The following is a 24287-nucleotide window of genomic DNA, read 5'->3' as shown; positions in this document are numbered from 1 at the left end:
CTTGCCATCGCAATCGGAATGGGTGATGCTTGAGATTCTTCGGAATTCTCTTCTCGAAAGGCCAACGATGTCGCTCCAACGTGGTTTGTTCTGGGCTCTAGCCTGTATTGTGATTGGTGGAAGTTCGACCTATGCGGATTCGCTCCAAGGCAGCCGTCCGAATATCATTTTGGTCATGACGGATGATCAGGGGATGGGGGACTTGTCCTGCATGGGAAACAAAGTCCTACGGACGCCGCATCTCGATCGTTTTCACGCGATGTCCACGCGGTTCACCGACTTCCACGTGAGTCCCACCTGTGCACCAACGCGATCCGCGATTTTCAGTGGCCGACATGAATTCCGGAACGGCGTGACTCACACGATCAAAGAACGCGAACGGATGGCGCTTTCAACAACCACTTTCCCCGAACTTCTTCAGAAAGCTGGTTACGAGACCGGCATTTTTGGGAAGTGGCATTTGGGGGATGAGGACGAATATCAGCCGTACAACCGCGGGTTTAGTGAGACCTTCATTCATGGAGCCGGCGGAATCGGGCAGGCGTATCCTAGTAGCTGTGCGGACTTCCCACCCAACCGCGAGAAGGAAGGGCTTTACTTCGATAATGTGATTTTGCACAACGACACCATCGTGCAGACCAAAGGGTTTTGCACCGATGTGTTTTTCCAGGCGGCGTTGGGTTGGATCAAGCAACAACACGATCATGAGAAACCGTTCTTCGCGTACATTGCCCCCAACGCGCCGCACGGTCCGATGATCGCTCCGGAAAGGTATAAGCGTCGCTTCCTCGATATGGGCTGGGATAAGAATACCGCCGGACGTTACGGGATGATCGAAAACATCGACGATAACTTCGGTCGTCTGATGGAAAAGCTAGACGAATGGAAACTGTGGGACGACACACTCGTGATCTTCATGACCGACAACGGTCAGGCGGGGCGACGAGCTCAATTGAACGGCAAGCGGACGACCATATTCACCGCAGGATTCAAAACCGGGAAAGGTTCGCCCTATGAAGGTGGAACTCATGTGCCGGCGTTTTGGCGATGGAAGGGAAAGCTCAAGGAAGGCGTGGACATTCCGGCGTTGACGGCTCACATCGATCTTTACAAGACGTTCTGCCAGTTGGCCGATGCCGAAATCCCGAACGGCATTCAGCCGATCGATGGACGTTCACTCATGTCGTTGCTGGAAGATCCCAATGCGGACTGGGCGGATCGTCATTTGTTCGTTCACAAGGGGCGTTGGGAGAAAGGCGCCGATCCGAATAAGAGTCGGTTGAAAGATTGTGCCGTCCGCACGCAGCGATGGCGTCTGGTCAACAACAAGGAACTCTACGACATCTCGAATGACCCGTACGAGTCGACGAACGTAATCGACGCACACCCAGAAGTGGTCGCCAAACTTCGTCAGGAATATGACGCCTGGTGGAAAAAAACCGTGCCGTTGATGGTTAACGAAGACGCTCCGTATGCCAAGCAACAGCCGCAGGCGGTTCGATATCAACGCCAACTCCGCGAGCGGGGAATTCCGCAGTGGACACCACCCGAGCTATAAGCCTGGGAATGCACACCGGTCGCAGTTCAAGACTTGGTTACGTTCGGGAAGCGTTCAGCAACGATTATTCGGCCATCGCTTCCTGAATGATTTCCGGCGTTGGACGTTCGGCAGACATTGGCGGAATCGCGGGGGCCAGGGAGGAGGCATCTGGAAGCGGACAACCGCAGGCCCGGTACGCTTGTCGAGCCGCCAACCGCACTTCCCCAACCGGTTCAAGGGGGCAACCGTTCGGCAGTCGTCCCCAACCGATCTTGAGAAGTCGTTTACGGATCGCGGGGGAACAGCAAGTTTTTGCGTCGCAGAAGTTCTCGCCGTGTTCCACGCTATCACGGACGGCTTCCGCAGCGGCCTTACGGACTTCCGGGAAACAGTTCTCCAGCCCGGCGAGCAGTGCTTGTTCGGCAGCCGGGTCACAGGCACAACCGGACTCGGCCACGCTCGCCAACGCCGCTTTGATTTGTGGAACCTGGGCTTTCTTCTTCGCGACCTGACTCGCCAGCCGCACGGAATCGCTGGGAGAATGGGCCAAGTCAGGATGGACAAGCGATTTCAGCGGCGAGACTGGCTTCAATCCCGGAATATGATGTTCCGCCAAAGCGGTTACGTGTTCCGTCTTGTCACCGATGTGTTGAACACATTTCTCAAGCCCCAAGAATTGCCAAATCGTGAATGGTCGAGGCTCGCAGACTGGGGCTGTCGGCAACTTCGGAGGCGGATGCGGACTCACGCACCCCGATGCCGTCAACCAACTTGCCACCAGACAAATTCCGAGCGACACGCGACGAATGGCTTCGCCGCTGCTCTGCTTGATTGTCTGGTAAGAATTGGTCGCGAATCGCAACGGATGGTCCTTCATCCTCACAATGGCCCTCTACCTAATCGGAATTATCGGCAAAGTCGCCCCAGAAGGATGAACGCAATTCCGTCGCCACGCAAAGTCGGATCGTGTCGAGACTTCTGACAAGTGAAATCCTTGTGCCATCAAGGCGATGTCGTGTCGTCCGCGTCGGAAGGACTTCCTAGATCGAGTGTCAACGGTTGCGAAACCGGCTCCAATGAGGTTTCCAAGGGCCAATCGCGTTCGCTGCGAAACCCGCCGATCGAGCCGCTCACATGGATCGTCCACGTTCCCGGTGGCACATGGGGGAAGTCGAACGCACCTTGGGCATTCGTTTTCGTCGAGAGTGGCTTGCGAGGGTCGTCCGTGCTGTCGTCACTGGTCTTGGCGGGCGTGGGTGTCATTTTGACGTCCGCATTCGCAATGGGACGATTCAAGTAGACCACACGACCAGTCACGGACGGCAGACGGGCTTCGCGGCGAATTTCGGCGGTCGTTGGATCGAGAATCTCGAGTGGTTTGGAGAAAGTCGGACCAATGTTGCCCACCGCGTCAATCCCGCGGACCAGCAGATTCACCACACCCGCTGGCAATCCCTTGAGCGGAACTTGGACAATCCATCGGCCTTGGTCGGAAAGTAATGCGAGTTTCGGTTTGACACCCTTCGGGAATTGCCCATTCCGTTCGACATCGACGACCACTTCCACATGTTCGGTGCCGGCAAGCCCGGCGTCATCGGCGTTGATACTTAACGAGACCGTTGAATCCAAAAGCAGTTCGGCGGGAGAAAGAACGTCCACTTGGCGAATTTTCGGCCCGTTGTCATCGAACATCAGGGGAACCAGTGCCCTCGCCTGCTGTCCGGCACGACTGACGACAGCAACCAAATTGACCCGCTCCTCACCGGTGGGAACAACTGGCATCAGGAAGTCAAAATCCGTGACACGGGTCTCCCAATCCAATTGCCCATCCTCGGAAACACCGTGCAACATCGCACGGATCTGACGATCACTTTGCAGATGCAACACCTGATTCTCCGGCCAACGATTTTGGGCGTTGTCCAGTCCAATCGACAAACGCAACGGTTGCCCTTCGTGTCGACCACGTGGAGCATCGACTTGCATGCGAACCGGCAATGCGGGGCTCTTGGACGTGAAAGCCGTGTCGTTGGCGGGAGACAGGAGCCGAATTGTCGGCGGCCCAGTTACCGGCGGTAGATCGACGGTGCTGCGATTCGCGTCCACATCGTAGTGGAGAATCCGAGGCCATCCCGCAATGTCGAGTGTGACGCGATAGTTCTCCCAGCGATCGTCAAGAGCATCAATCACGAGCGTTTGTTCGCGGTGATCCGGCTTCAGCACCGTGGAACGGTAGGACAAAACGTCACCGTTGGTCGGGGTCGCCAATGAAATCCGCACGGGAATTCCGTTCGCGGGGATCGGTAACGAATCGGTCCAACGAACGCGAGCGGAAATCTGACGGCGACTCGCGTTGTAGTCGACCATCGTCGCAACGCTCTCCAAAGGATTCCGCGGACGACCGTGCCACGACAAGCACGACGCTTCTCCGGTTGCCAAATCGCGTATGAACACGAGCAGTCCCTGAGAAATGTCCCAGGGCTGTTTAAATTTCGTCGTCGGGAAGACCAACGGAATGTCGGTATTGCCCGCCGGAAGTGTCATCTTCGGGATGACACATAGCGGGGCTGCGAACTCGGCCGCCAATAGAAGTTGATCAGCGGCCGATCGTGTCAGCTTGTGATTTGGAATCGCGATCCCATCATCGCCGGGATGTCGAAAACAACGGACCTCGACCGTTCGATCATTCGGGGTTGGATTGGAAAGTCGGCAAATACTTCGCTGGGATTGGTTCGGCCAACCAACCACGTGCTGCACCGATCGATTTTGGCTCACGGTTGCATTGGGCGATTCGGCCCAATACGCCAATGCCGTGCTTTCGGCGAACCAGGGAATTTCCAGGCGATCCGTTCGAAACGCATCCCGTGGAAGCCCGTCGGTCGAGTTCACGGCGTTCGACGGAGTGACCAATCGCAACACCATTTGGCCGGGCGTGACGTAGCCGGGCGTGATTCGGATCGTACCGATCACTTCTCGTCGCTCGTCGGCATCGAGGATCAAACTCGGTGTCATGTCAGGGGGAGTTGTCGCGTAGGGAGGAAATGACAACGTGATGGAACTGCGATCGATCGTTTGCGTGGCCAACTCCGGTGAGAGCGCACATTGAACCTCTTGCGGAAGCTGCGACATCCAGAACCAGACCGGCAACACCGTCGACGAACGATTGTGAAGTTGCAATCGCCACGTGATCCCACCGCCCGCGCTGTCGGTGTCATCGTCGATTTCGATCGATGCGTTCAAAGACGGTTCGCTCAACCGAATGGATATCTGAGAATCGAGACGCAACAGCGTTTGCGCCAGTTCTTGTTGTTCCCACCGGAGTCGTTGGCGTTCTGCGGGAGCGGTGTCCGCATCGAAGCACAAACGTCGGCGTAGTTGAAACCGAAGAATGCTTTCCCAGTCGGATTTGCGAAGTCGTTTCGTCATCGCTTCGACAGATTCGGGCAAGCTCTCCCGCGGGTCCATCAACGGCAATAGATGAGCGACATCCGCTTCCCCGTCCGGGGCGACGGTCGCCAACACCGTGGGAATCCTAGCCGAACGAGCTTCCAACTGTTCGGTCAATTGATTCACGCACTTGCGGAGGTTCGATATGGCGGAGCGATCCTTCGATGATTGCCAAGTCGTCGCGACTTGCTCCAGTCGGCTATAAGCGTCTTGCAGTTGACGGTAATCTTCGTCGGCTTGCCCGTCCATTTTCGAGATCGGCCGCAGCAGACCGGCGAACGCGACTTCTCGACGAGTCCGCCCCAACAACGTGGCCAAGGAAACCGGCTGGAAATCGACTTGTTGAGTCTGCGTCGCCACATGCAATGGCTCGATCAGTCGTGATTCATTCGCCTCATGAGCCGTCAACCACGCCTGCCACTTCTGAAGTCGCGTGTCTGTCGGATAGAGATCGGCCAGCAATTGACCTGGTTGCAAATATGGGTTGATCGCGTGGTCCTCATCCAAACCAAGCAGTCCCCGCAGTCGCGTCTCAGCGGCTAAGATCGCACGACGGCTACGCCCGATCTCGGGGATCGCTTTCACATCTTGCGACGCAAGCAGCACCGCTGTACGCTGGATGTGATCGATGTAATCCAGAAACGCATCGGTCAGCGACGGGTTCGGGACACGAGCTTCGTTGATGAGCTTGCGATAGTCGAGCACTCGAGCGAGGTTTGAATCCAACGTCTCGTAAGCCGTGACGAGGTTCTTCGTTTGCATGGCGAGGGAACGGAAAAGCGATTCACACTCTTGATACAGTTCGATGGCCCCCTGGGGATCATCTTGACCAGAGTGCGACAGCATTAAACGATCTGCTCGAACGCACAATCGGTCAATCGCGAGAATGTCGTCAGCTAACCAATGGACCGCCACACTCGAAGCGCCCAAGCGTTCCGCGAGAAGATGCGTTCTGATGGCGAGTCGAATTGGATGAGCAGTGAGATGCTGGTTCTGTTTTAAACGGCTGAGAAACTCACACTCGGCGAACCGCTTGATGAGTTTGGGGTCAATTGTTGTCTCGGTAAGACTTTTGCCAGTGTCGTCCTGAGAGATTTGCTCGAGCAACTGGCGGGCATTCGCTGTCTCGACCGTCGGTTGCTCGCTGGAAAGACCGGCCGCCGTTTCTGCCAATGCCAACGGCCACGGGGTTTCGTCCCATGCCAACTGATCACCAATTGGGCAGGCGAATCGCTGCGTCCATTGGGGAGTGAATGACAACTCTCCTGTGCCGCCTGCGAGAATCGATAGATCCTCACAACGACTCAGCAACCATGGCTTCAAGGACTTGGTAACATGCGAACGCGATTGAGCGGCCACTCGCTCCAATGAGATCAGCCGATCACCCAGACAACGCCAACTCGCGGGGGCGAGTTGTGACTTCAGACGTCGGCGACGCAGCGAGTCACTGGGGCGAAACGTTTTCAAGTCATCACGATACCGCCAGCATTTCGCGAGAAGTTCTGTCGCCGTCAAGTCGGTGAAAGCGGGTGAGGAGCCGTCCGCCAACGGTTTCGCGTCCTGGATGGGAATCTGCCAACCGGCTTGATCGTCGTCCGCATCGGCTGGTTTAGCCACTATCGTTGGTAACGCGGGTTGAACGGGCATTTCGTCATGGATCAGCCCGCGACTGTCGAGTACTTCCACGTCTCGAAATCGGCTGGCGTATCGCAGGAGTTCTTGCAGATCAATAACCTCGTCAGCGTCCGAGTCGGCCGCCCCGCCCCAACCCGCCGCGACAATCTCGAAAAGCCCCGCCGATGGTTCCGTGTTTTCGGTGATGTCTTGAGGACGAGCCAGCACAACTTGCAGGTTCGGACAATCGGCAATCGCCTGCGCTATATGGCTGCGGACTGATTCGTACTCGTTGACCAGCAGACCAGCCCGCGCGTCGATCACGACTTGTTCCGCGTCCAGAAGCAACGTCACACGAGCAGCGGTGGACTCCGCCAACGCTTGCGAGACGTCCTGGAAATGGATGAGTCCTTGCTCGGGATCTGAAGGGTCTACGTGTCCGCAGAAGTACAATATCCCCTCGCGACAAGCCAAGGGGAATTCGGTCATGCAGATCACCTGATCGTGAGCCGACAACCTGGCCGATGCCAACGTCGAACGGATCATCGGAAGCAATTTCGTTGTTGACGAGGGGGCGATCAGTTCGCTGGGGACTGCGACCGTGTCCTGCTCTGCTCCAAGAAGCGAAGCGAACACATCGTCAAGCGGCCGACGAAGGGAGGTGATTGTCCGCGTCAACAGATCATCCGCGAGTTGGCTCGGGAGTGCCTTCGTGCTGATGAGCAAAAACTGGTGCTTTGGCCGATTGAACGGACTGACGATCGTCCAAACGAACGCCGAAAGACTGCCAACCAATACTAGCAAACACAACAACAGCCAGCGGCGATTGCGACGGTACTGCGGTGAGCCGGCCAGTTGCCAAGTGCGTGGTGTGGTGGACGTGGGCTTCTCGTCCGCGTCGGATGCTTGCTCATCGGAAGTCGTGACGGGGGCGGCTGGGGCGTCTTCGACTGGGGAATCGGGTTGGTCTTCGGGCGGATTTTCGACGGGGGGAGTGTTGGAGTCGGCAACGGTATCCATAAGTCGCCTTTGTTCCTAATCAACCGCCAATCAAAACTGTCGGCGTACCCAAAACGATGGTCCCGCCATGAGCCGTCTGGTCACCCATTCTCGCTGCCGGCAAACCACCCAGAAGGACGGTTCCCGATCCTGCGGCGATCAAGTCCGGAGGCCCAACGCAGACACACATGGACGTCGCAGTCGCCGCCGGCATATTCGAAATGAGCACCGTCGGAGCCCCTGGCGTCGAAATTGGTCCACCCACGTGCGGAACAATTCCAGTCACCATCGGACAAACATGCATGTCACCGACACGAGCAGCGGGCTGTCCCATTGGAATTCCTCATCGTCTTCAGTTGCACGAACGCTTGATCTGTTCCGAGCAACCAGCATTGGAGATCGCGTTCGATTGGAAAACTCATTCCGATTAAGCCGATTGTCCGAGCAACACCGATGAGTCCGACTCTTTCGGATCGGCGGGAGATGGTGATTGCAAAATCGTTTGTCCTTCGCCCACCCACTTCAAGCGGACATCCGTTGGAGTCGCGTCGGCTGGGATGGGCAAGAGTTGCAAGACCTGCAAGCCGGCCACGATCGGCAAGTGCTCCGGTGGTGGGATCGGCTCGACATCGGACGGACCGAGGGAATCCCCTGCCCAATAAACCATGCACAATAGCCACCGCCAAGCATTCTTTTTCGACGTGGCCAACGCAATCGGATTCAATTCCCGGCGAAGCGATTCTTCGGGCTGTTCGCGGAAATTTCGCAGACGCTCGATGACTGTTTCGGCGGTTGTCTCGTCATTGACAGTGGGAACTATGAAGCACAACGGAAGTAGCCAATCGAGTCGTTGCATTTCCGTCATCAACCCAAGCAACACCATCGCGGCGGAGTTCCAATCCCCATCGGCCACACATTCGTCGATGCATGCGTGCGGATCAGGCTGGGCGGCAAATCGCGTTGTCTGTTCCTGAGTCAACCGACAGCCGGCGACAATCTCGCTCGTCGTCGCCTGTGGTGCAATTTTCGGAACGGATGCCGATGCCGAATCGGATGAGTCCGAGTCGTCTCCCGTCGGATTGGAGTTCGTCGTGCGTAGCACATGAATCGTGAACGATCCCACCGTGAGGACATCGTCCTGATTCAACAACCCGTCCGCTGCGGCGACTTCGTTGAGTTGGAGTTCGGTCGCATCGCTCGCAACGTGAAACTCTGCGGTCGGTTGGCAGGCGATCGTGAAATGTTTCCCGGCGATGGCGTCGTCGTTGAGTGTGACGTCGTTCCAGGGATCACTACCGAACGAGAGCGTCTGCCCGTCGCGAATGAAAATCCGCCGGGCGTTTCCGTCGCGAGTGTCTTGGATGTTCAGCAGTATGGACATGGAACTTGATCGGTGCGAAGACGAATTAGTTGATCATCACGATTCCACCTTGGAGCGTGACTTCGGCGGACCCGGATGCTTCGAGAATGGCCGACGAACTGAGTTCCAAACTTGCGTCGGCGGAGACCGTGATTTGGGCACCGCTAATCGTAACGCCGGACTCGGACAGCTCGATCGCACTACCGCCGACCGAAAGCGTGATGCCTTCGGGCGTGATTTCGATTGAGTTGCCCCCAACTTGCAGCGAAATCGAACTCTCTGCTTGCAGCGAAATCGAATCCCCGGCTTGCTGGACGATATTGCCAGCCTCACAGTTCACGCTCAGATCGCCTTCCGCAATCTCGACGGAACGGTCTCCAGCATTCACCTTGAGTTCGTCGTCACCTTCCTTGATTTCAACGGAGCGGCCGCCGGAATTCAGCGTCAGCGAGTCGTCACCTTCATCAATCGTGACGGTCCGATTGTTGGAGACTTTCAGTTCGTCATCGTTGTCGACGACACGCGAAAAGTCGTTCGTGGAGTGAAAGAATATCCCTTGCGTTTCCGAACTGTCATCCTCGGTGAAAATGAGTTGATGTCCAGAGCGGGTTTGCAGAATGGTTTGGTTCGTGAGATCGCCATCCGGTGGTAAGTTGGCGGAATTGTGTAGCCGACCGATCACCACCGGCCGATTCGGATTTCCGTTCTCGAAACCGCAGAGAACTTCGTCGTCGACTTCCGGAACGGAATGACCGCCAAAACTATTCGACGCCCACATCTGGCAGACCCGCGCCCATGCCGTCGAGGCGGCGGATTCGTCGTCCTGGCCATCCCAGAAAAACCGCAGCAGCAAACGGCCGAGGTTCAGCGGGTCGGCATTGTCGATAACTTTCGCGGATTGAATCCCATCGATCCGCGCCCGATTTGGAATCGTCGGCAAACCCGGCAGGCGATCCGCACGTACAAAGTCGTACTGTAACTCGATGTCGAGATCGTCGCTGGTCGCGACGTCCGGTTCGTATCGGCAGTTGGTGACTTTCAGGTTCACATTCGTGATTACGACCTTCTCGCTCTCACCGGAATCGCTGCCACTTTTCAGGCGGTCAACCCAGGTCGAATTGAATGCCCGACCGACTTGAATGGTGGGGTCATCGCTGCGAGCGGTTAGCGTTTCAAAGCGTTTCTGCCAAGTGGCATTATATGCCTGTGTGCAGGTTTCGGCGGCATCGTCCAGCGACAAGTCATCCTGCGAGTCGAGGGTGCGTTGCAAAGTCTGTAGGTCGGTTCCATAACCGCCATCATCCAATTGGACCACCAGATTCTGTGGGTTTTGATAATCGTAGCCGGTCTGCTGAACAGTGTTCGTGCAGAGGTGATGACGCGCCCGAACTTCCTCAGGGTCGTCAATCGAAATGTCGGGAAGCGAGGCGGGGTCGGCAACAATTTTCATCGTTTGCGAACCGTCCGCATGGATGAAAAAGAACGTAAGTCCTTCGCGTTGCAGCAAACGGTAGAGGAAATCGAAATCCGATTCGTTGTATTGGGCATCGGAAACGCGAGTGTTCGGTGTGTCAGCGATGTCGACATCAACTTGGGCATCCGCACAGACCGCCGACACGATATCGCTGACCGTCATGTTCGCGAACGTGCGGCAATGGCTCGTCTGCGTGAGCAGCCATGCCCAAGGACGGAATGTGAAGGTGTACTCGTCGAGCGGATTGTCCTTGATGGAATCGCTCTCGCACGTTTGTTCAAAGTCGGTGATCACGCCATGAAGATACGCATCGCCGTACTCGATCGTGCAACCGGTTCCAAGCAAATCCGTGTATGCGACGGTTTCGTTCTGCGATTGGACCACGACCCGATACGCAAAAAGTTCGCCCATCCGTTCCGACCCTTGAACGGAATTCAGCAGGAGAACGTCTTTGCCGAATTCGGTTGTGAGTTTGGCGAACCGATCGTCTTGTGTGAACGTCTGGTCGGACATGCGATCTCACTCCTTCGATGGAACGACATTGGTACGGCGGCGGAGCAGTTCATCACTCATTGTCAAATCATCGCGGTCGGACGATTCCTCACCAGACAGCAACCACGTGTTGAATCCGAGTTCACAGCCCACGTTCTTGGGCGGTTCGGGCTCGAAGCCGAGTCGCGTTTGGGGCACGTCTCGTCCGGCGAGAATCAAAGTGACATCGCAAGCGAGTTCGTTGCCGACATAGTCAGTGATTGCGTCGGCGAGCAACGTGTGAAGATCGCCACCGGGCAGCAATCGTCGAAACAAAGGAGCCGGTACCGGTCCGAGAATCACCCGACAACGCGACTGCCGATCCCACAACGTGTCACCCAAAACGGCCGAGACACCAAGTTGGTTACTCGTGGATTCCTCACCGAGTCGCGTTTGTGCGGTTTCGGGAATGCGGACCCAATGGCCGGTGAACGATTCGACGTCCACCGGTACACGGAAGATATGTCGTAACAGGCTGATCAAACCTTCCGCGTTGCGTGTCTGCCGACTCAAGTGCCCCGCGAAGTGCAACTTCGTGGCATCGGGAACGGCACTGAGATTTCGTTGCGACGGCAAACCGATTCCCAGCAACGACCCCAACACGACGCCGTAGTGGTCTTCATCGGGGCGATCGTATTGAACCGTCGGCTGTGCGGTGGCCCAAGCTCGATAGAACAACAGCATCATTCGATGATGGAACACATCGAGAAACGCTCGAAATGTGGGGTCGTCGAAATGCTGTTCCCGTTCGAGTGCGTACTCCGTCAGATGCAACGGCAATGGACCGTTCGGCCCAAGCAGACCGAAGAACTTGCTAAACAGTTCATCGGTGGTTGGTTGCTCGTGGACATCCTCGGAGTCGACCGTGTCCGCCGGTTGAAATTCCGTGAGGTTGGCCGGTGAAAATTCCATCCCCGGCGAATGCCGAAGTCGGACTGGATCGTCCGCCGGATGCGACGACGTGCCCAACCGTGGATACGCTGCGTGTTGATTCTCCAATCGACGGAGCACTTGCAAGAATTGAAACCGCCACGGTTCGGCGTGGAGTTCGTCTTTCCAAGTTTCGTGCTCGCTCGCGTCGGGGGTGTTTACAGGGTCGGTCGTTGGCCGATGCGTGGAGCCCATCGCATCACCTCCCCTCGTTGATGAGTCTTCAAGACGGTTTGCGTGAACGAATTGATCGAACTCAGCCGCGTGAAGAATTGTTCCAAGACGGCGGTCAACAAGAACGCACTCGCACCGACGAAACTTTCCTCATCACAAGTCACGGTCAATCGCGAACCGCGTCCGAAAGCCAACGGGCCCGGCAGCGGAAGACGTTCTGTAACGGATTCTGTCTCCAACGCGGTGATGCCACGAATCTGCTTTTGAACGGCTGGAAGCGAAACGTCACCGTACAAAGCCAACGTGTCTCGCAGGACGTTCGCATTTCGTTGGGGATCGTGACTGGTCAACGCCAAGTGGTTCATCGAAAGATGATTGATCAATCGCCAACCCAACTCCGGATTGGCAAGTGCCAACGAATCCTGAGCCGATGTCGGACCGTGCACGCAGCGCACGGAAAGAATCGGAGCGTATTGATCGAGCGTGAGTTCCATCGTGCGTGTTCCGATCGGCAATTCATCACAGAGATGCCGATTTGTGCACAGCGTTTCGACCGAAAGCGTTTGGATGTCGGACGAGTACGGAGCCTCGTTGGCATCGACGAGAGAGAGGAAAACTTCGGAGCCTTTCCGATGTGGTTTCCGCGTCGCATTGGCAATATGCGAGTTTTGCCGCAGCCGCCGACGCACGGAAAAATACGCGTCTTGCGGTGAGTCCAATCGGCTTTGATCAGCGGAATAAAACGGCAAGAATTCCTGCACGATATCTTCACGACTGCCAATGCCGGTCACTTTTTGCACCGCGTACACTTCGTAATCGAGTGGCCGCATGCGGTCGGGAATGAGATGGTGTTCGGTCTGTCCGTGATTGAGGTGAATTCGTCCCGGTCGCTTGGAGAACAGATTGATTGCGGGCGTGCAGAACAAACTGAAATCGTCCTGACGAATCGACCGTTCCAGCGATGACTGAAATTGATCGAACAGAAACAGGACCTCAAGCTGCGTGGCCGCACACGACTCGACTGCTTGTTCCAAGCCGTCGAGTTCGAAGAAATGAAACCGCTCGGGGCAAGCGAAGTATTCGCGGAGCAGACGGAAACCGGAGAATGCGTTTTCGCGTTGTGGTAACAGGGCGTTTTCGTCTTCCATTCCTGGCAGCGAAATGGCGGACGGCGGCAGAATCACTTCGGATGTGTTCGCCGTTGTAGCCGGAATCGGCTGGATTGGTTTTGCCGTCTGAACGGGACGAACGACGACGCCAATGGCATTCGCACAAAGCTGTTCCAAGAGCAGAGCGTGGCTGTTCCCTTTGAGAAAAATTGGCAGACGATCCAAATTTAATCGTTCGAAGGAACCGCCGTCGATCGTGTTGAGTTGAAGTCGGAGGACCGCTTGCACGCCGTTCGTCACGGGGAGTTGGTCCGCAAACCCGCCGCGTGGAGCGTACTCGGCCGCCCCAATTTCGAGCGGCCACAGCGTGACATCATGAGCCGTCCGAAACTCGCACCGCGTGCCACCGGCCTGGGTTTCCGGAGCACGCATCACCGTGCCCCGTGGCAATGGAATTCCCTGCGCGAGTTTTCGCGTTGGGTCCGGTGTGAAGTGTACGATCGTGGTGGACGGAACCGGTGCCAAGTATTCGGGATAGATCACGTCCAGCAAATGCTGCGTGAACTGTGGGTATTCCGAATTGATTTTGTGCTGCACGCGAGCCGACAGGAAGGCGAACCCTTCGAGTAACCGCTCGACATACGGATCGGCACACTGAAATTGATCCAACCCGAGTCGACCGGCAATCTTGGGATAGTCGCGGGCAAACTCGCCACCCATCAGGCGAAGATGACGCAACTCCTGATTGTACAAACCGAGCAGTTCCGCGTTCATCGAAGGCCTCGCTCGTAGTTTCCAGCCGGGAGATGACCCAGACGCCCGGTTTCGAGATCCACTTTGGATTGAAAGTCGATCGTCACCGGAGCCGACCAACCGATGAGATCGGCCTGAATCGTCACGCGGAGTGCTGTGGTATCGTAGGATTCGTGATCCCGTTGCACCGTGACTTTCAGCGATTCCGGTGCAATTCGTGGATCGAACGTCAGCAGCGAATCACGGATTTGGCGAGCGAGTTTTTCGATGGTTAAACTCGCGGCTCGCGAACCTGTCAGATCCAGCATACCGTAATTGAGCACGCTGCTTTGCAATTCGGGATAGGCGTCGAGATCGGTGGTGGCGTGCAGATGAACGGTGCCGAGCAACGTCGCCCAGTCGGTTCGCACACGCGCACGGATTTGGTCCGGATCGAACGCCGGTTGTGCGGGGGCTTCAGTGGTCTTGTGCGGCTGATCATCGCGGAGCCGATCAATCAACGACGGCTGCAACGCGGACCGAGCCTGTGAATGTGTGAATTCCATAGGTCGCTGGGAGCAAGACGGTCCATCGGGGGAAGCACGCTGATTCGGCTGGGGAGGCGGTCGTCAGCATGGAAAAAACGGACTGGATGAACGTGCCACCCAGTCCGCGAATCGTCTGGTACTACGCAACGAGGTTGGTCGCCACGTCGTAGCTGAACTCTTTCTCGCCGCCAAGTTTCGCTCCGTCGTCGCCTTGTTCTTGGTATTTAAAGGTGACTTTCTGGAACGACAAGTGAACGACTTCGTCGATGCCTTCGGATTTTTGATCCACGCTGACTTCGACGCTGGTGACGATGATCTTTTCGAATTCGTAGATCACGTACTCGACTTGCTTCTCACCACCGGCTTTGCGGACGGTGAGTTTGCCGGTCGGGATGTGACGTCCGTTGACGCAGCACTTGGTGAGCATCGCGGAAGACGCATCGACCGACTTGACGCACATCAGTTTGTTGATGTTCACACGACCGACGCCACCGCCGAAACCGTGAGAGAAGTCGCCCAGTTGCTCGACGCTCCATTTGTAAGTGTGGATGTCGATCTCTTTCTCGTGCGCGCTGTCCCGAGCTTCACCAGGAACGCCATCGAGCTTCAGAAACATATCAACGGCCATGAAAGACCCTTTCTATCGAATCGGCGGTTGTTCGTCCGCCGGGAGAAAATGAATGAAGTTCGAGAACCGAAGTTCAAAATTTCGATCAGCCGGCGGGCAATCGTGAGACGAGTCGGAGCGAAACCGTGAGGCCTTCCAACTGGTAGTGCGGACGCAAGTAGATGCGGGAGGTGTAGTAACCCGGATTGCCTGGCACGTCTTCCACAACCACTTTGGCGTCAGCGAGAGGTTTCTTCGCTTTGACGATTTCCGAGGAGTTGGCGGGATCGCCGTCCACGTAGTTGAGAATCCACGACTGCAACCATTGCTCCATGTCGGCTCGTTCTTTGAACGAACCCACTTTGTCGCGAACGATGCACTTGAGGTAGTGAGCGAACCGAGCGGTCGCAAAGATGTACGGCAATCGAGCCCCGAGATTCGCATTGGCGGTCGCGGCGGGATCGTCATACTCGGCTGGCTTGTGCAACGACTGAGCGCCAATGAAGGCGGCGAAGTCGGAGTTCTTTTTGAAGACCAACGGAATCATGCCGTTCTTGGCCAACTCGGCTTCGCGACGATCGCTGATCGCGATTTCCGTCGGGCATTTCATGTCGACGCCACCGTCGTCCGTCGGGAAGACGTGAACCGGCAAGCCTTCGACGGCACCACCCGATTCAATCCCGCGGATTCGTGAGCACCAACCGTACAACGCGAAGCTGCGGGTGATGTTCGCGGCCATCGCGAACGCGCTGTTCGCCCAGGTGAACTTCTCGTGAGTTGCACTAGCGGTGTCTTCTTCGAAGTCGAATTCATCGACCGGGTTCGACAACGCACCGTAAGACTGACGAGCGAGGAATCGCGGCATGGCCAAACCGATGTAGCGAGCATCGTCGGCTTCCCGCAGCGAACGCCAACCAGCGTATTCGGCGGTTTGGAAGATTTTGGTCAAATCGCGAGGATTCGCCAACTCTTGCCAAGAGTCCATTTGCATCAAGCCGGGGTCGGCTCCGCCGATGAACGGGGTGTGGCTCGCCGCACACACTTTGGACAACTCGCCGAGCAGTTCCACGTCTGGCGGGTTGTGGTCAAAGAAGTAATCGCCGACCAAGCATCCGTACGGTTCGCCGCCGAACTGGCCGTATTCTTCTTCGTAGACCTTCTTGAAGATCGGGCTTTGATCCCAAGCGGTGCCTTTGAATTTCTTGAGCGTTTTGTGCAGCTCGGTCTTGGAGATGTTGAAGACGCGAATCTTCAGCATTTCGCTGGTTTCGGTGTTGTTCACCAAGTGCGACAAACCACGCCACGTGCCTTCCAGTTTCTGGAAGTCCGGGTGATGAATGATGTGGTTGACTTGCTCGGTCAACTTTTTGTCGATCGCGGCGATCATGGCTTCGATCGTGCGGACGACGTCTTCGGAAACCAATTCCTCGTCGGCGAGTGCTTGAACGGCGAGCGTTTGCACGGCGGATTCAACGAGATCGCGAGCTTGTTCACTGCGTGGTTTGAATTCCTGCTCCAATACGACCGACAAAGCATCGGCGGTGGGGGATTCTGTCAACGGATCGGCAACTGCGGTTGCGGTATCAGACATGGATTAGTTCTCCTCTTTCTGGGCGTCTGCATCGGCAGAGCTGTCAGCCGCTTCCGCCAGGGATTTGAGCAATTCAGGATTTGTCAGCACGCGGTTCATCAAGTTTTCCGCACCAACTTTGCCGTCCATGTAGGTCAGCAAGCTGGACAACTGCTGACGGGCTTCCATCAGTTTGCTCAGCGGTTCGACTTTGGTCGCGACCGCGGCGGGAGAGAAGTCGTCCATGCTTTCGAAGTTCAGACTCACCGACAGTTCGCCGTCTTCGTCGGTCAGTGTGTTCGGCACACGCACGCTCACATGAGGAGCGGCGGCTTTGAGTCGTTCATCGAAGTTATCGCAGTCGATCTCCAATGCCTTTCGCTCGCTCACCGGAGCCAAAGGTTCTTCCGGTTGGCCGGAAAGATCGGCGAGCACACCCATCACGAATGGGAGTTGCACCGTTTTCTCGGCACCATAGGTTTCCACATCGTATTCAATTTGCACTCGCGGGGCTCGATTCCGCGCGAGGAACTTTTGGCTGCTTTCCGGCAAGACGCACCTCACAGTTTAAAAGGGGATTTCATGGTGCTGACGGTACGCATCCGACATCACCATTCGCTGACAAGATTCGCGGGCCCGATACGACTTGTCCGATGGGGAAGAGCCAAAGGGTTACGCGATGTTGACGTTTTGCAACGTCGACTAAGACTAGGTCATCCAGTCCGTGACGCGTTGATTTTTCGCAACAACGCATAGGAATTCTCACAGACGTGACAACCTCAGAGAACAAACTGCACGGTCGTTACAGACCAACCGTGCAATCAAGGAGACAATTACTCGGAGTGACTTCGCGTGCCGCACACTTCCTCCGCTTGCGGCAAGCCTGCGGAGGCCATGTCTTGCAAAATGTCGAAGAAACTCATCGTCGCCAGCCGCTCCGCACGTTGCAGTAACAAAGGGACCGGGCTGGACGGTTCGTGTCGTTGGTAGTATTCGCAGATCCGTCGCAATGCCGTGACGACCTCTTGCCGCGACGAAATCGTGGCGGGACTGGCAATGTGTTTCGGGGCCTGGGGAACGTTGTGTTCGCTCGCCGATGCAGGCGATTCGGCTGTGCAATCTTCGTTGTTCGATTCGCAATCGGCATTCGCGACCGGTCCGCGTTTCCCGTCGAACTCGATGAGGGAACTTTCGATGCGTTGTAACATTCGACGCAGCGGACCAAACTCCGGCGTGCTCACCGACCCGACTCGCTGTGCGAGACGGTCTTCAAGCCGATCGAGCGACGCCAAACTTTCGCGTGCCGTTTGCTGCATCGTTTGAAGTTCGTCGCGATCGCAGGCAAGGAACACGGCGTCAATTTCGGCTGCCGACCGGGCATCGGTACTGCTTGCCTCGGACGATTGACTGCTGATCAACTCCCGCAGGCACACCGGCCGATGGCCAACCGCCTCGACAAGTGGAGCCGTTTCGATTGTGGTCAGCATCCGCTCGGGATGAGTCAAATCGGCGAAGGCGTTGATGCGGATCGTGGGGTCGTTGTCGTCGTCCGGGTCCAGCGTCGGGTGGAGTGTGTCCCACTCGGTTTCGATCCAGTCGGCTAACAGATCCAATGCGGCCGGGAGCGGATGGAGTCCTTCGAGATTCACCAAGGATTCCGCCAACCGCACCCCCACTCGCAAATCGTGCGTTCGCTGACAGAGTTCGAGACTCAAGGATCGGAGCGACTTCCAATCCGGCGCTTCCGCCTCGATCAGCGTGTCACCGAATTCTTGTTCTTTGCGACCGTACGCCGCCCGTTCCATGTCGCCGAACTGTTCGTCGTATTCCAAGTTCGGACCGCTGGGGTCGCTTTGCGAGATCGGATTTTTGAGCGGTGTGAGTTCATCAATCCACGGAGACATGCACGTTTCCTTCCACGGGAAGATCGGTTGAGGCATGAGACGCCGTCTGAAGAATCGCCCGCCCCGCGATGCCCAGGAATGTCACCGCAAGCACCAAGGACATCGCCAGCATGGTGCGACTGGCGAACCGGCAAACTCGGTCGGTCGTGCGTTGTCGCGGATGCCAAACCAGGCGTTCTTGCAGCGTTTCGGCATGACGTCCAAACGGAGCAGCGAATCCCAGAGCGGGTGGTGTTTCGCCTGTTGCCATCAGGAAGCATCCGGCGACCGGCAACGCGGTGTGCGGGTCGGGATCGTCCTCGCGTTCGGCGATTCCTCCGACGAGAATCTCCGTCAGGGTTGGACGCAGAATCACACGGATGTCGCTGAGCAGTTGATACAACAACGAATTCCCCGCATGGGCGAGCGCGTCAGGACGCTGAAAGATTTCGTAAATGTGATTCTCGATGTCCGCACAAGCCAAGTCCGCGATTGATGCCAACTGCGTCTTTGTCGATCGACTCTCGACATTGCAATGACAACCCGGCAGAAGACTTTCGGCGGCGTGCGGTCCGAGTCGGCGAATCAGCTCCACAAAACCGGGATGCTCTTGCCAACCATCGAGCACAACAGAAACCGTCGCGTCGAGCTGAAGTGACTCACGGGCTTGTTCCAAATCCCATCGCAATGCTCGCGCGATCTCACCGGCATAACCGGCATGCCGCAGCAGGATCGAAGCAGGCAGTCGGATCACGAGATGATTGATCGGGCACAACGGCTCACGGACCTTGACCAATCGCTCGCAAACTTGTTGCAACCGATTCTGGGCGACCGATGCTTCGGCGTCCGTAAACAAATTCGTCAGGGCTTGTCCGGGGTGTTCTTGAATGAAGGACAACAGGTGTCCGCCCGACGTCGCCGTTGACGCATCGGCTTCCCAACCCACTTGCTGCAGTGTTGTCAGCAGCGGATCGAACGTGTCCGCCGACGACTTGCCGCTTGAGGTTTGCGTGATGGAGTCCAGTCGACGCAGTGTCAGGTTGAGCAAACCACAGTCGATCGGGGCAAGCGTGATCGCCTGGGAACTGGCGAGCCATTGAATCGTGGCTGCAGAATCGGCCTTGGTGTCGGAGCGAAGGACGGAGTTGGTACGGCTGACGAAACGGGTTGATTCCTCAGCGGTCGGGCTGCCTAACAGCAGGTGAATTGGCAACGATGCCGGTGTGATGCCACGGGATCGCATCGCTCGAACTCCTGCGGAGATTTCCCGGTCGATGGCTCGGTCAGGGAAAAAGACGCCGCCAGACCAGATGCGAATTGTCAGCCAGGTGGAAAGCGAAACGGCGATCAGCAACCCAATCAAGATCGCAATTCGGGTCCAACTCATGTAGTTGCCCAAATTGACGAATCGCGGATCAAAACCATAGATGATCCACAGGGATGTGGTCACGATCGTCAAGATCACGCCGACGCTGATCCCCACACGGATCGGGAACCCCCAGCGGGCGGGAGCCGTGATGACGTTCAGAATCTGTTGTGGGACGTTCATGGACGTGTTCCCAGAGGGATCGACTCAAGTGAGGTGTTGGCGGCGAGCGAAGTGGAGTTCAGCGGGTGATCGAGTGCTACGGCTGATACCACAGGTGGTAACCGGCAATGTTGACGATGCCGAGCATCAACACGAGCAAGACCGACCAAACGAACTGTTTTCGACCAGTCAACGGAGCCGCTCCCGGTAGCGTTCGTTCCAGCGGTCCCAACTCGGGGCGATCGTCTCGCAGTCGCAACCCGATCGCGGCTTGTCGCAACCAACTTTCGAGATCGGGCGGATACGACATCGACCGAGAAAACTCTCGGTCCAATTCGCCACTCCGATAGAATCCCCGGAAGCCCAGCAGCACGCAGTTGTAGAACACTTCGTACGCGTTGCGTTGCGGCATCTCCGATGCTTCCGCCGCGTAGTGGAAGAACTGTTCGCTACTCAGACGGGAATTGAACAGCGTGATTTCCAAGATGTTGTCGTTCCACCAATCCGCACCGTTCCACGGCGTATCGACGAGCATTTCGTCAATCCAACTCACCAACGCATAGCGAGTGAGATCCCACTCACGACAACAGCCGACGATTGCTTCACCACGTTCCATCAGTTTTCGGATCGCGTGTTGTTCGGTGGAGGGATCAAGCGTGCGACCCTGCGCAATCTGATCGAGCAACGTGAGTACACGCTGAAAAATCGGATCGACAGCCAGTGCGAATCGAGGTGTCATGGGGCGTTCGCCTTTCACGCATCGGGTTCGGAGACGGCAAACAACGCGAAACGCAGCGAGACCACACGCGGGCCGTTTTGCACTCGCAATTCGGTTCCGCCGTGACGAAGTTCTTCGGGGTTGGCGATCAGCGATTCTCGAATGCGAACGCCAATCGATTGCGAATCGACGACATCCCGCCAAACACGTCCCTCGTTCTGAGTGACTTCGTAGAAACTCCACGCCGATCGCGTTGGTAGATCGCGAACCACACGGTTGAGTGGCACAAGGTCCAAACCGGATGCCCGTTGCGAGTACAGCGATTCCACTTGCCCGGCACTACCGAACTTCCAATCGAGCATGCCCGGACTGAGCAGTTCCCGGACTTCGCTCGCCGACAAGGAACCGCGATGCACACCGATGAACCATTGCCAATCCGGTTGGAACCACTGTGGATCGAGGACCGCCGTTAACCCGGCTCCCGAACCACGGAAGTCACGTTTGTGATAGGCGTAGTCGCGGACGTTCTCCAAGCCTGCTTCGATCAGTTCACGAAGACGACGGAACACGGTGCCCAGGTCGTCGTGATCGTACGCGGGGATGTCGGCCACTGTTCGCTGAGGACTGAATAACGCCAACCGGCCCACGATCTCGCAGAGCAACCGGTAAACTTCGACCGGACGAGGACGCGATGTCAGCAGGGCCGTCAATTGGGCATGAGCTTCGTTGAGTTGCCCCAACATCAGAATTCGATCGAGATCACCCGGCTCTTGGGCCTGAATATGCAAACCGCGACTGGCAAGCTGCTCACCCAGCACACCGAGCTTGTAAGCGATGCGGTCGTGCAATCCGCGAAGTAAGTCCCGATCCAATGGCGACCACGCCGATACCGACAACAACGGTGGAATGTAGTGGAAGTCGATCTCCGGCACGCTTCCTTCGGCGGAGGATCTTGTCACTTGAGCGATCGGGAGAACATCGTAGCCGTCGAGATCGTCGGTCGAGAGCAACAAACGAACGTTGAGGTCTCGCAAGCCGATCGTCTGATCGTTGCCACCTTGGCTTTCATCTTGCAAAGCGATTTGGCGTTCCACGAATCGCGTGCGAGATTCACTTTGGCCGAGTTGCGAGACGTTCGTCGTGCCCATCCGAAATCGTGGCACACCGAGATAGACACGAACGACGGGCGACGTGTGGAAGGCTTCTGTAAGATCAACGGTCGCGGCGTCCTCATCGGCCCAGGCGTTGCGAAGACTGAGCCGATCCGGTGTTTGACCCTGTTCGAGCGCGATCAGCGTGCCATCGGGCATTCGGGCTTGAATCCGGTCGATCTGAAGTTGCGAGTTCGTCAACGCATCCCGACTGAACTCCAAAGATTGCAACCCGTAACAGTAGGGATGATCCCACTGCTCCGCCGTTTGCAACCGCTCGGTCCAGAACCGATCGGCCGCTTGAAAGTGTTGAGGTCGAAGGAACAGACCTTCATGCCAATGAACGGGAAGATGTCGCATCGATCAACCAGGCTCGAACAATCACGAGAAGCACCCCGATGCATGGCCGGTGATTCGAGCCGATCAATTTTCGTTGGCCGAACCGCTGGCAACGCATCGGATGTTGCGTTTTTGCCACACTTCAGTCTTCCCTGTTTTTCCCGGTCCGCGTTCGGATTCATTCGGGAACTCTGGAGAAAAGACGTTGACTTCGGGATCCAGAGGAAGTGTGCCAGTTGTGCGGGTTTTGCGGATTCGAAGTGCGGCAGCCGACGCTCAAACCTTGAGGCAATCTGTCGTTCGGGATGCGTGTTTGTCCCGTTGATTTCCCTCCGGCCGCAAATTCCGCAAACTTTGCCTCAGTCCCCTCATCGGAACGGTCGATAGTGGAAGAGACGTGTGTGGTCCGAGGGTTGCCTTGGATTCCGCCGGTTTCGGATGTCCTCACGAAATCGATCAATATGTGGGAACGGCTCCATCACCGACGACGAATGCGGACGCTGCCGTTCCTTGCGGTGGCGGGGTGGATGCTGTCGCTATGGAGTGTCAGCGGTGCGGCGGAACCGGAAGCATCGCGGAACCGCATTATCGCCCTGCTTGATGACGCCCGTGCGAACGCCAACGAACCGCCACCATCGGCGACCGTCACGCAGGCACACGCACACGTCTCGGGAGAGCGTTTCGTTGCACCAGTGATGACGGCCAGTCACGCGATCGCGTTGCCGCCGTTGCCCGATCCGATCGAGGAAGGCGAGTATCTCCCAGAAGTGGAATCCGTCAACACGAATCCAAATTTCGAGTTGGCTCCCGTTCCTGCGGTGGAAGACTCGTCGCAACTTGCTCCGGAACCAACGCTCGCGGTCACGGACGATTGTCCGGATTGCTGGCAGGATGAGATTTACATCGACCCGCTCGCGGAACCGGGCGGTCCTGGGTTGGTCGCGGTGGCGAACTTGGAAACGTGGGGTTGGAACCATCAAACCGGCGACTTTGGTTTGGGCAGCCAACAGGTTCCGTTCGCACTGTTCGACATCGACTCCGCGAAACCGTTGTCTCAATTGCGATTGCGATTCGATAGCCGCTACGGTCTGGCGTTTCCCGATCGCTCGGAATACTTCTGGGCGGAGCCGGAATTAGGGCCGAAACTTCCGGAGCACAGCGTCGATTACCAGCGGTACAGCGTGCGACAGGAAATCGGCGGCGAATCGTTCAGCGTGTTCACGGAAGTCCCGTTGCTGTCGATTGATCCGGTCGTCAATCCGAACACCACGGGATTGGGCGACGTGATCGTGGGGCAAAAGTTCCTGCTCACGAACGCCAAGAATCGCAAATGGCAAGTGGCTCAAATCTTGACGACGGTCCTAAATACCGGGTCGATTCATCGGGGGCTCGGCAATGGGAATACCGCGTTGGAACCGGGAATTCTCGTCCGCCGCACACTCTCGGAAACGACTTACCTGCACGGTGAACTCAAGTACTGGATCCCGCTGGGAGCCGACCCGAAGCACTCCGGGGAAATCCTGCGATACGGGCTCGGCTTGAGCACCGTCGCCTACCAGACCGATTGCTTCGCGATGATGCCGACCTTGGAAGTCATCACTCACACCGTCACCACGGGGCAGAAGACCACGCCCACCGGTGAGGTGGTGGATGTCGATGGCGAAACGTTCTCGAACCTGCTGTTCGGCACACGCTACGCCTGGGGACCGCCGGGCGATTTGGGACTCTTCGAGATCGGTGTCGCCGGTGGCTTTCTGCTTGGCAACGACGGTTTCGATGATGCTCGGATGACCTTCGATTTCCGCTGGAGTTTCTGACGCTCCCGTTTGCTTCCGAATGAACGGTCAGGCAGAGTTTGCGGCCATTGCCGACGCTGCGGGGGTGTTTCAAGTCTCTCCGATGGAACTCCGATGAGCACTGAAGAGATCTCTCAACCTCCGCACGAGTTCAGCGAGACATTCCCGTTGAACTCTTCCCATTGGTTTGATGCTTCGCGTGCAAACCGATGGGCGGTCGTTTCATTTGGCGGGCATCGA

17 protein-coding genes are annotated in these 24287 nt (G+C 56.9%); 2 read left to right on the top strand and 15 right to left on the bottom strand.

Going from position 1 to position 24287, the window contains the following annotated elements:
* Nucleotides 1-67 precede the first annotated feature (67 nt).
* Nucleotides 68-1558 (top strand): arylsulfatase, encoded by a 1491-nt coding sequence (locus G6R38_RS01390; protein ID WP_166819902.1) that lies wholly within the window; start codon nt 68-70, stop codon nt 1556-1558.
* 64 nt (nt 1559-1622) lie between these two features.
* On the opposite strand, the gene G6R38_RS01385 is transcribed toward G6R38_RS01390, so the two are convergent.
* The 15 genes from G6R38_RS01385 to tssK all read right to left on the bottom strand — a co-directional run bounded on the left by G6R38_RS01385 (nt 1623) and on the right by tssK (nt 22272).
* On the bottom strand, nt 1623-2417 hold the full coding sequence (locus tag G6R38_RS01385; RefSeq protein ID WP_166819901.1) for a hypothetical protein: 795 nt from the start codon (nt 2415-2417) through the stop codon (nt 1623-1625).
* A 125-nt stretch (nt 2418-2542) separates the two neighbouring features.
* Nucleotides 2543-7618, bottom strand: a complete 5076-nt coding sequence (locus G6R38_RS01380) for a carboxypeptidase-like regulatory domain-containing protein (RefSeq protein WP_166819900.1) — start codon at nt 7616-7618, stop codon at nt 2543-2545.
* A gap of 19 nt (nt 7619-7637) precedes the next feature.
* A complete protein-coding gene (locus G6R38_RS01375; RefSeq protein ID WP_166819899.1) occupies nt 7638-7931 on the bottom strand; it encodes a PAAR domain-containing protein in 294 nt (97 codons plus the stop codon).
* Nucleotides 7932-8024: 93 nt separating this feature from the next.
* Nucleotides 8025-8978 carry an FHA domain-containing protein gene (locus tag G6R38_RS01370; protein WP_166819898.1) on the bottom strand — a complete coding sequence of 318 codons (954 nt, stop codon included), beginning with the start codon at nt 8976-8978 and terminating at the stop codon, nt 8025-8027.
* Between the two features lie 25 nt (nt 8979-9003).
* Entirely contained in the window at nt 9004-10944 is a 1941-nt protein-coding gene (locus G6R38_RS01365; RefSeq protein ID WP_166819897.1) for a type VI secretion system Vgr family protein, read from the bottom strand.
* A gap of 6 nt (nt 10945-10950) precedes the next feature.
* Nucleotides 10951-12087 (bottom strand): type VI secretion system baseplate subunit TssG, encoded by a 1137-nt coding sequence (gene tssG / locus G6R38_RS01360; protein WP_166819896.1) that lies wholly within the window; start codon nt 12085-12087, stop codon nt 10951-10953.
* Nucleotides 12051-13949, bottom strand: coding sequence for a type VI secretion system baseplate subunit TssF (tssF, locus tag G6R38_RS01355; RefSeq protein ID WP_166819895.1), 1899 nt, complete (start codon nt 13947-13949; stop codon nt 12051-12053). The genes tssG and tssF overlap by 37 nt, the downstream gene beginning before the upstream one ends.
* Entirely contained in the window at nt 13946-14473 is a 528-nt protein-coding gene (tssE, locus tag G6R38_RS01350; protein WP_166819894.1) for a type VI secretion system baseplate subunit TssE, read from the bottom strand. Before tssE ends, tssF begins: the two co-directional genes overlap by 4 nt.
* 121 nt (nt 14474-14594) lie before the next feature.
* Entirely contained in the window at nt 14595-15083 is a 489-nt protein-coding gene (locus tag G6R38_RS01345; protein WP_166819893.1) for an Hcp family type VI secretion system effector, read from the bottom strand.
* Between the two features lie 85 nt (nt 15084-15168).
* A complete protein-coding gene (gene tssC, locus G6R38_RS01340) occupies nt 15169-16653 on the bottom strand; it encodes a type VI secretion system contractile sheath large subunit (RefSeq protein ID WP_166819892.1) in 1485 nt (494 codons plus the stop codon).
* A gap of 3 nt (nt 16654-16656) precedes the next feature.
* Entirely contained in the window at nt 16657-17184 is a 528-nt protein-coding gene (gene tssB, locus G6R38_RS01335; RefSeq protein ID WP_166819891.1) for a type VI secretion system contractile sheath small subunit, read from the bottom strand.
* Nucleotides 17185-17465: 281 nt separating this feature from the next.
* The gene (gene tssA / locus G6R38_RS01330) at nt 17466-18536 is read right to left on the bottom strand and encodes a type VI secretion system protein TssA (RefSeq protein WP_166819890.1); all 1071 of its coding nucleotides are present in this window, start codon (nt 18534-18536) and stop codon (nt 17466-17468) included.
* Complete coding sequence (locus G6R38_RS01325; RefSeq protein WP_166819889.1) at nt 18520-20064, bottom strand: type VI secretion protein IcmF/TssM N-terminal domain-containing protein; 1545 nt, start codon at nt 20062-20064, stop codon at nt 18520-18522. The genes tssA and G6R38_RS01325 overlap by 17 nt, the downstream gene beginning before the upstream one ends.
* A gap of 76 nt (nt 20065-20140) precedes the next feature.
* Nucleotides 20141-20782: a DotU family type IV/VI secretion system protein gene (locus G6R38_RS01320; RefSeq protein WP_166819888.1), complete on the bottom strand. Its 642-nt coding sequence runs from the start codon at nt 20780-20782 to the stop codon at nt 20141-20143.
* 14 nt (nt 20783-20796) lie between these two features.
* Entirely contained in the window at nt 20797-22272 is a 1476-nt protein-coding gene (tssK, locus tag G6R38_RS01315; protein WP_166819887.1) for a type VI secretion system baseplate subunit TssK, read from the bottom strand.
* A gap of 365 nt (nt 22273-22637) precedes the next feature.
* On the opposite strand from tssK, the gene G6R38_RS01310 reads away from it, so the two are divergent.
* Nucleotides 22638-24068 (top strand): transporter family protein, encoded by a 1431-nt coding sequence (locus G6R38_RS01310; protein ID WP_166819886.1) that lies wholly within the window; start codon nt 22638-22640, stop codon nt 24066-24068.
* The last annotated feature ends 219 nt before the right edge of the window (nt 24069-24287 follow it).

This window comes from Thalassoroseus pseudoceratinae, assembly GCF_011634775.1.
In the GTDB taxonomy this organism is placed as follows: Bacteria; Planctomycetota; Planctomycetia; order Planctomycetales; family Planctomycetaceae; genus Thalassoroseus; species Thalassoroseus pseudoceratinae.
The sequence above is the reverse complement of the archived record's forward strand: the minus strand, read 5'-3'. Positions and strand labels throughout refer to the sequence as shown.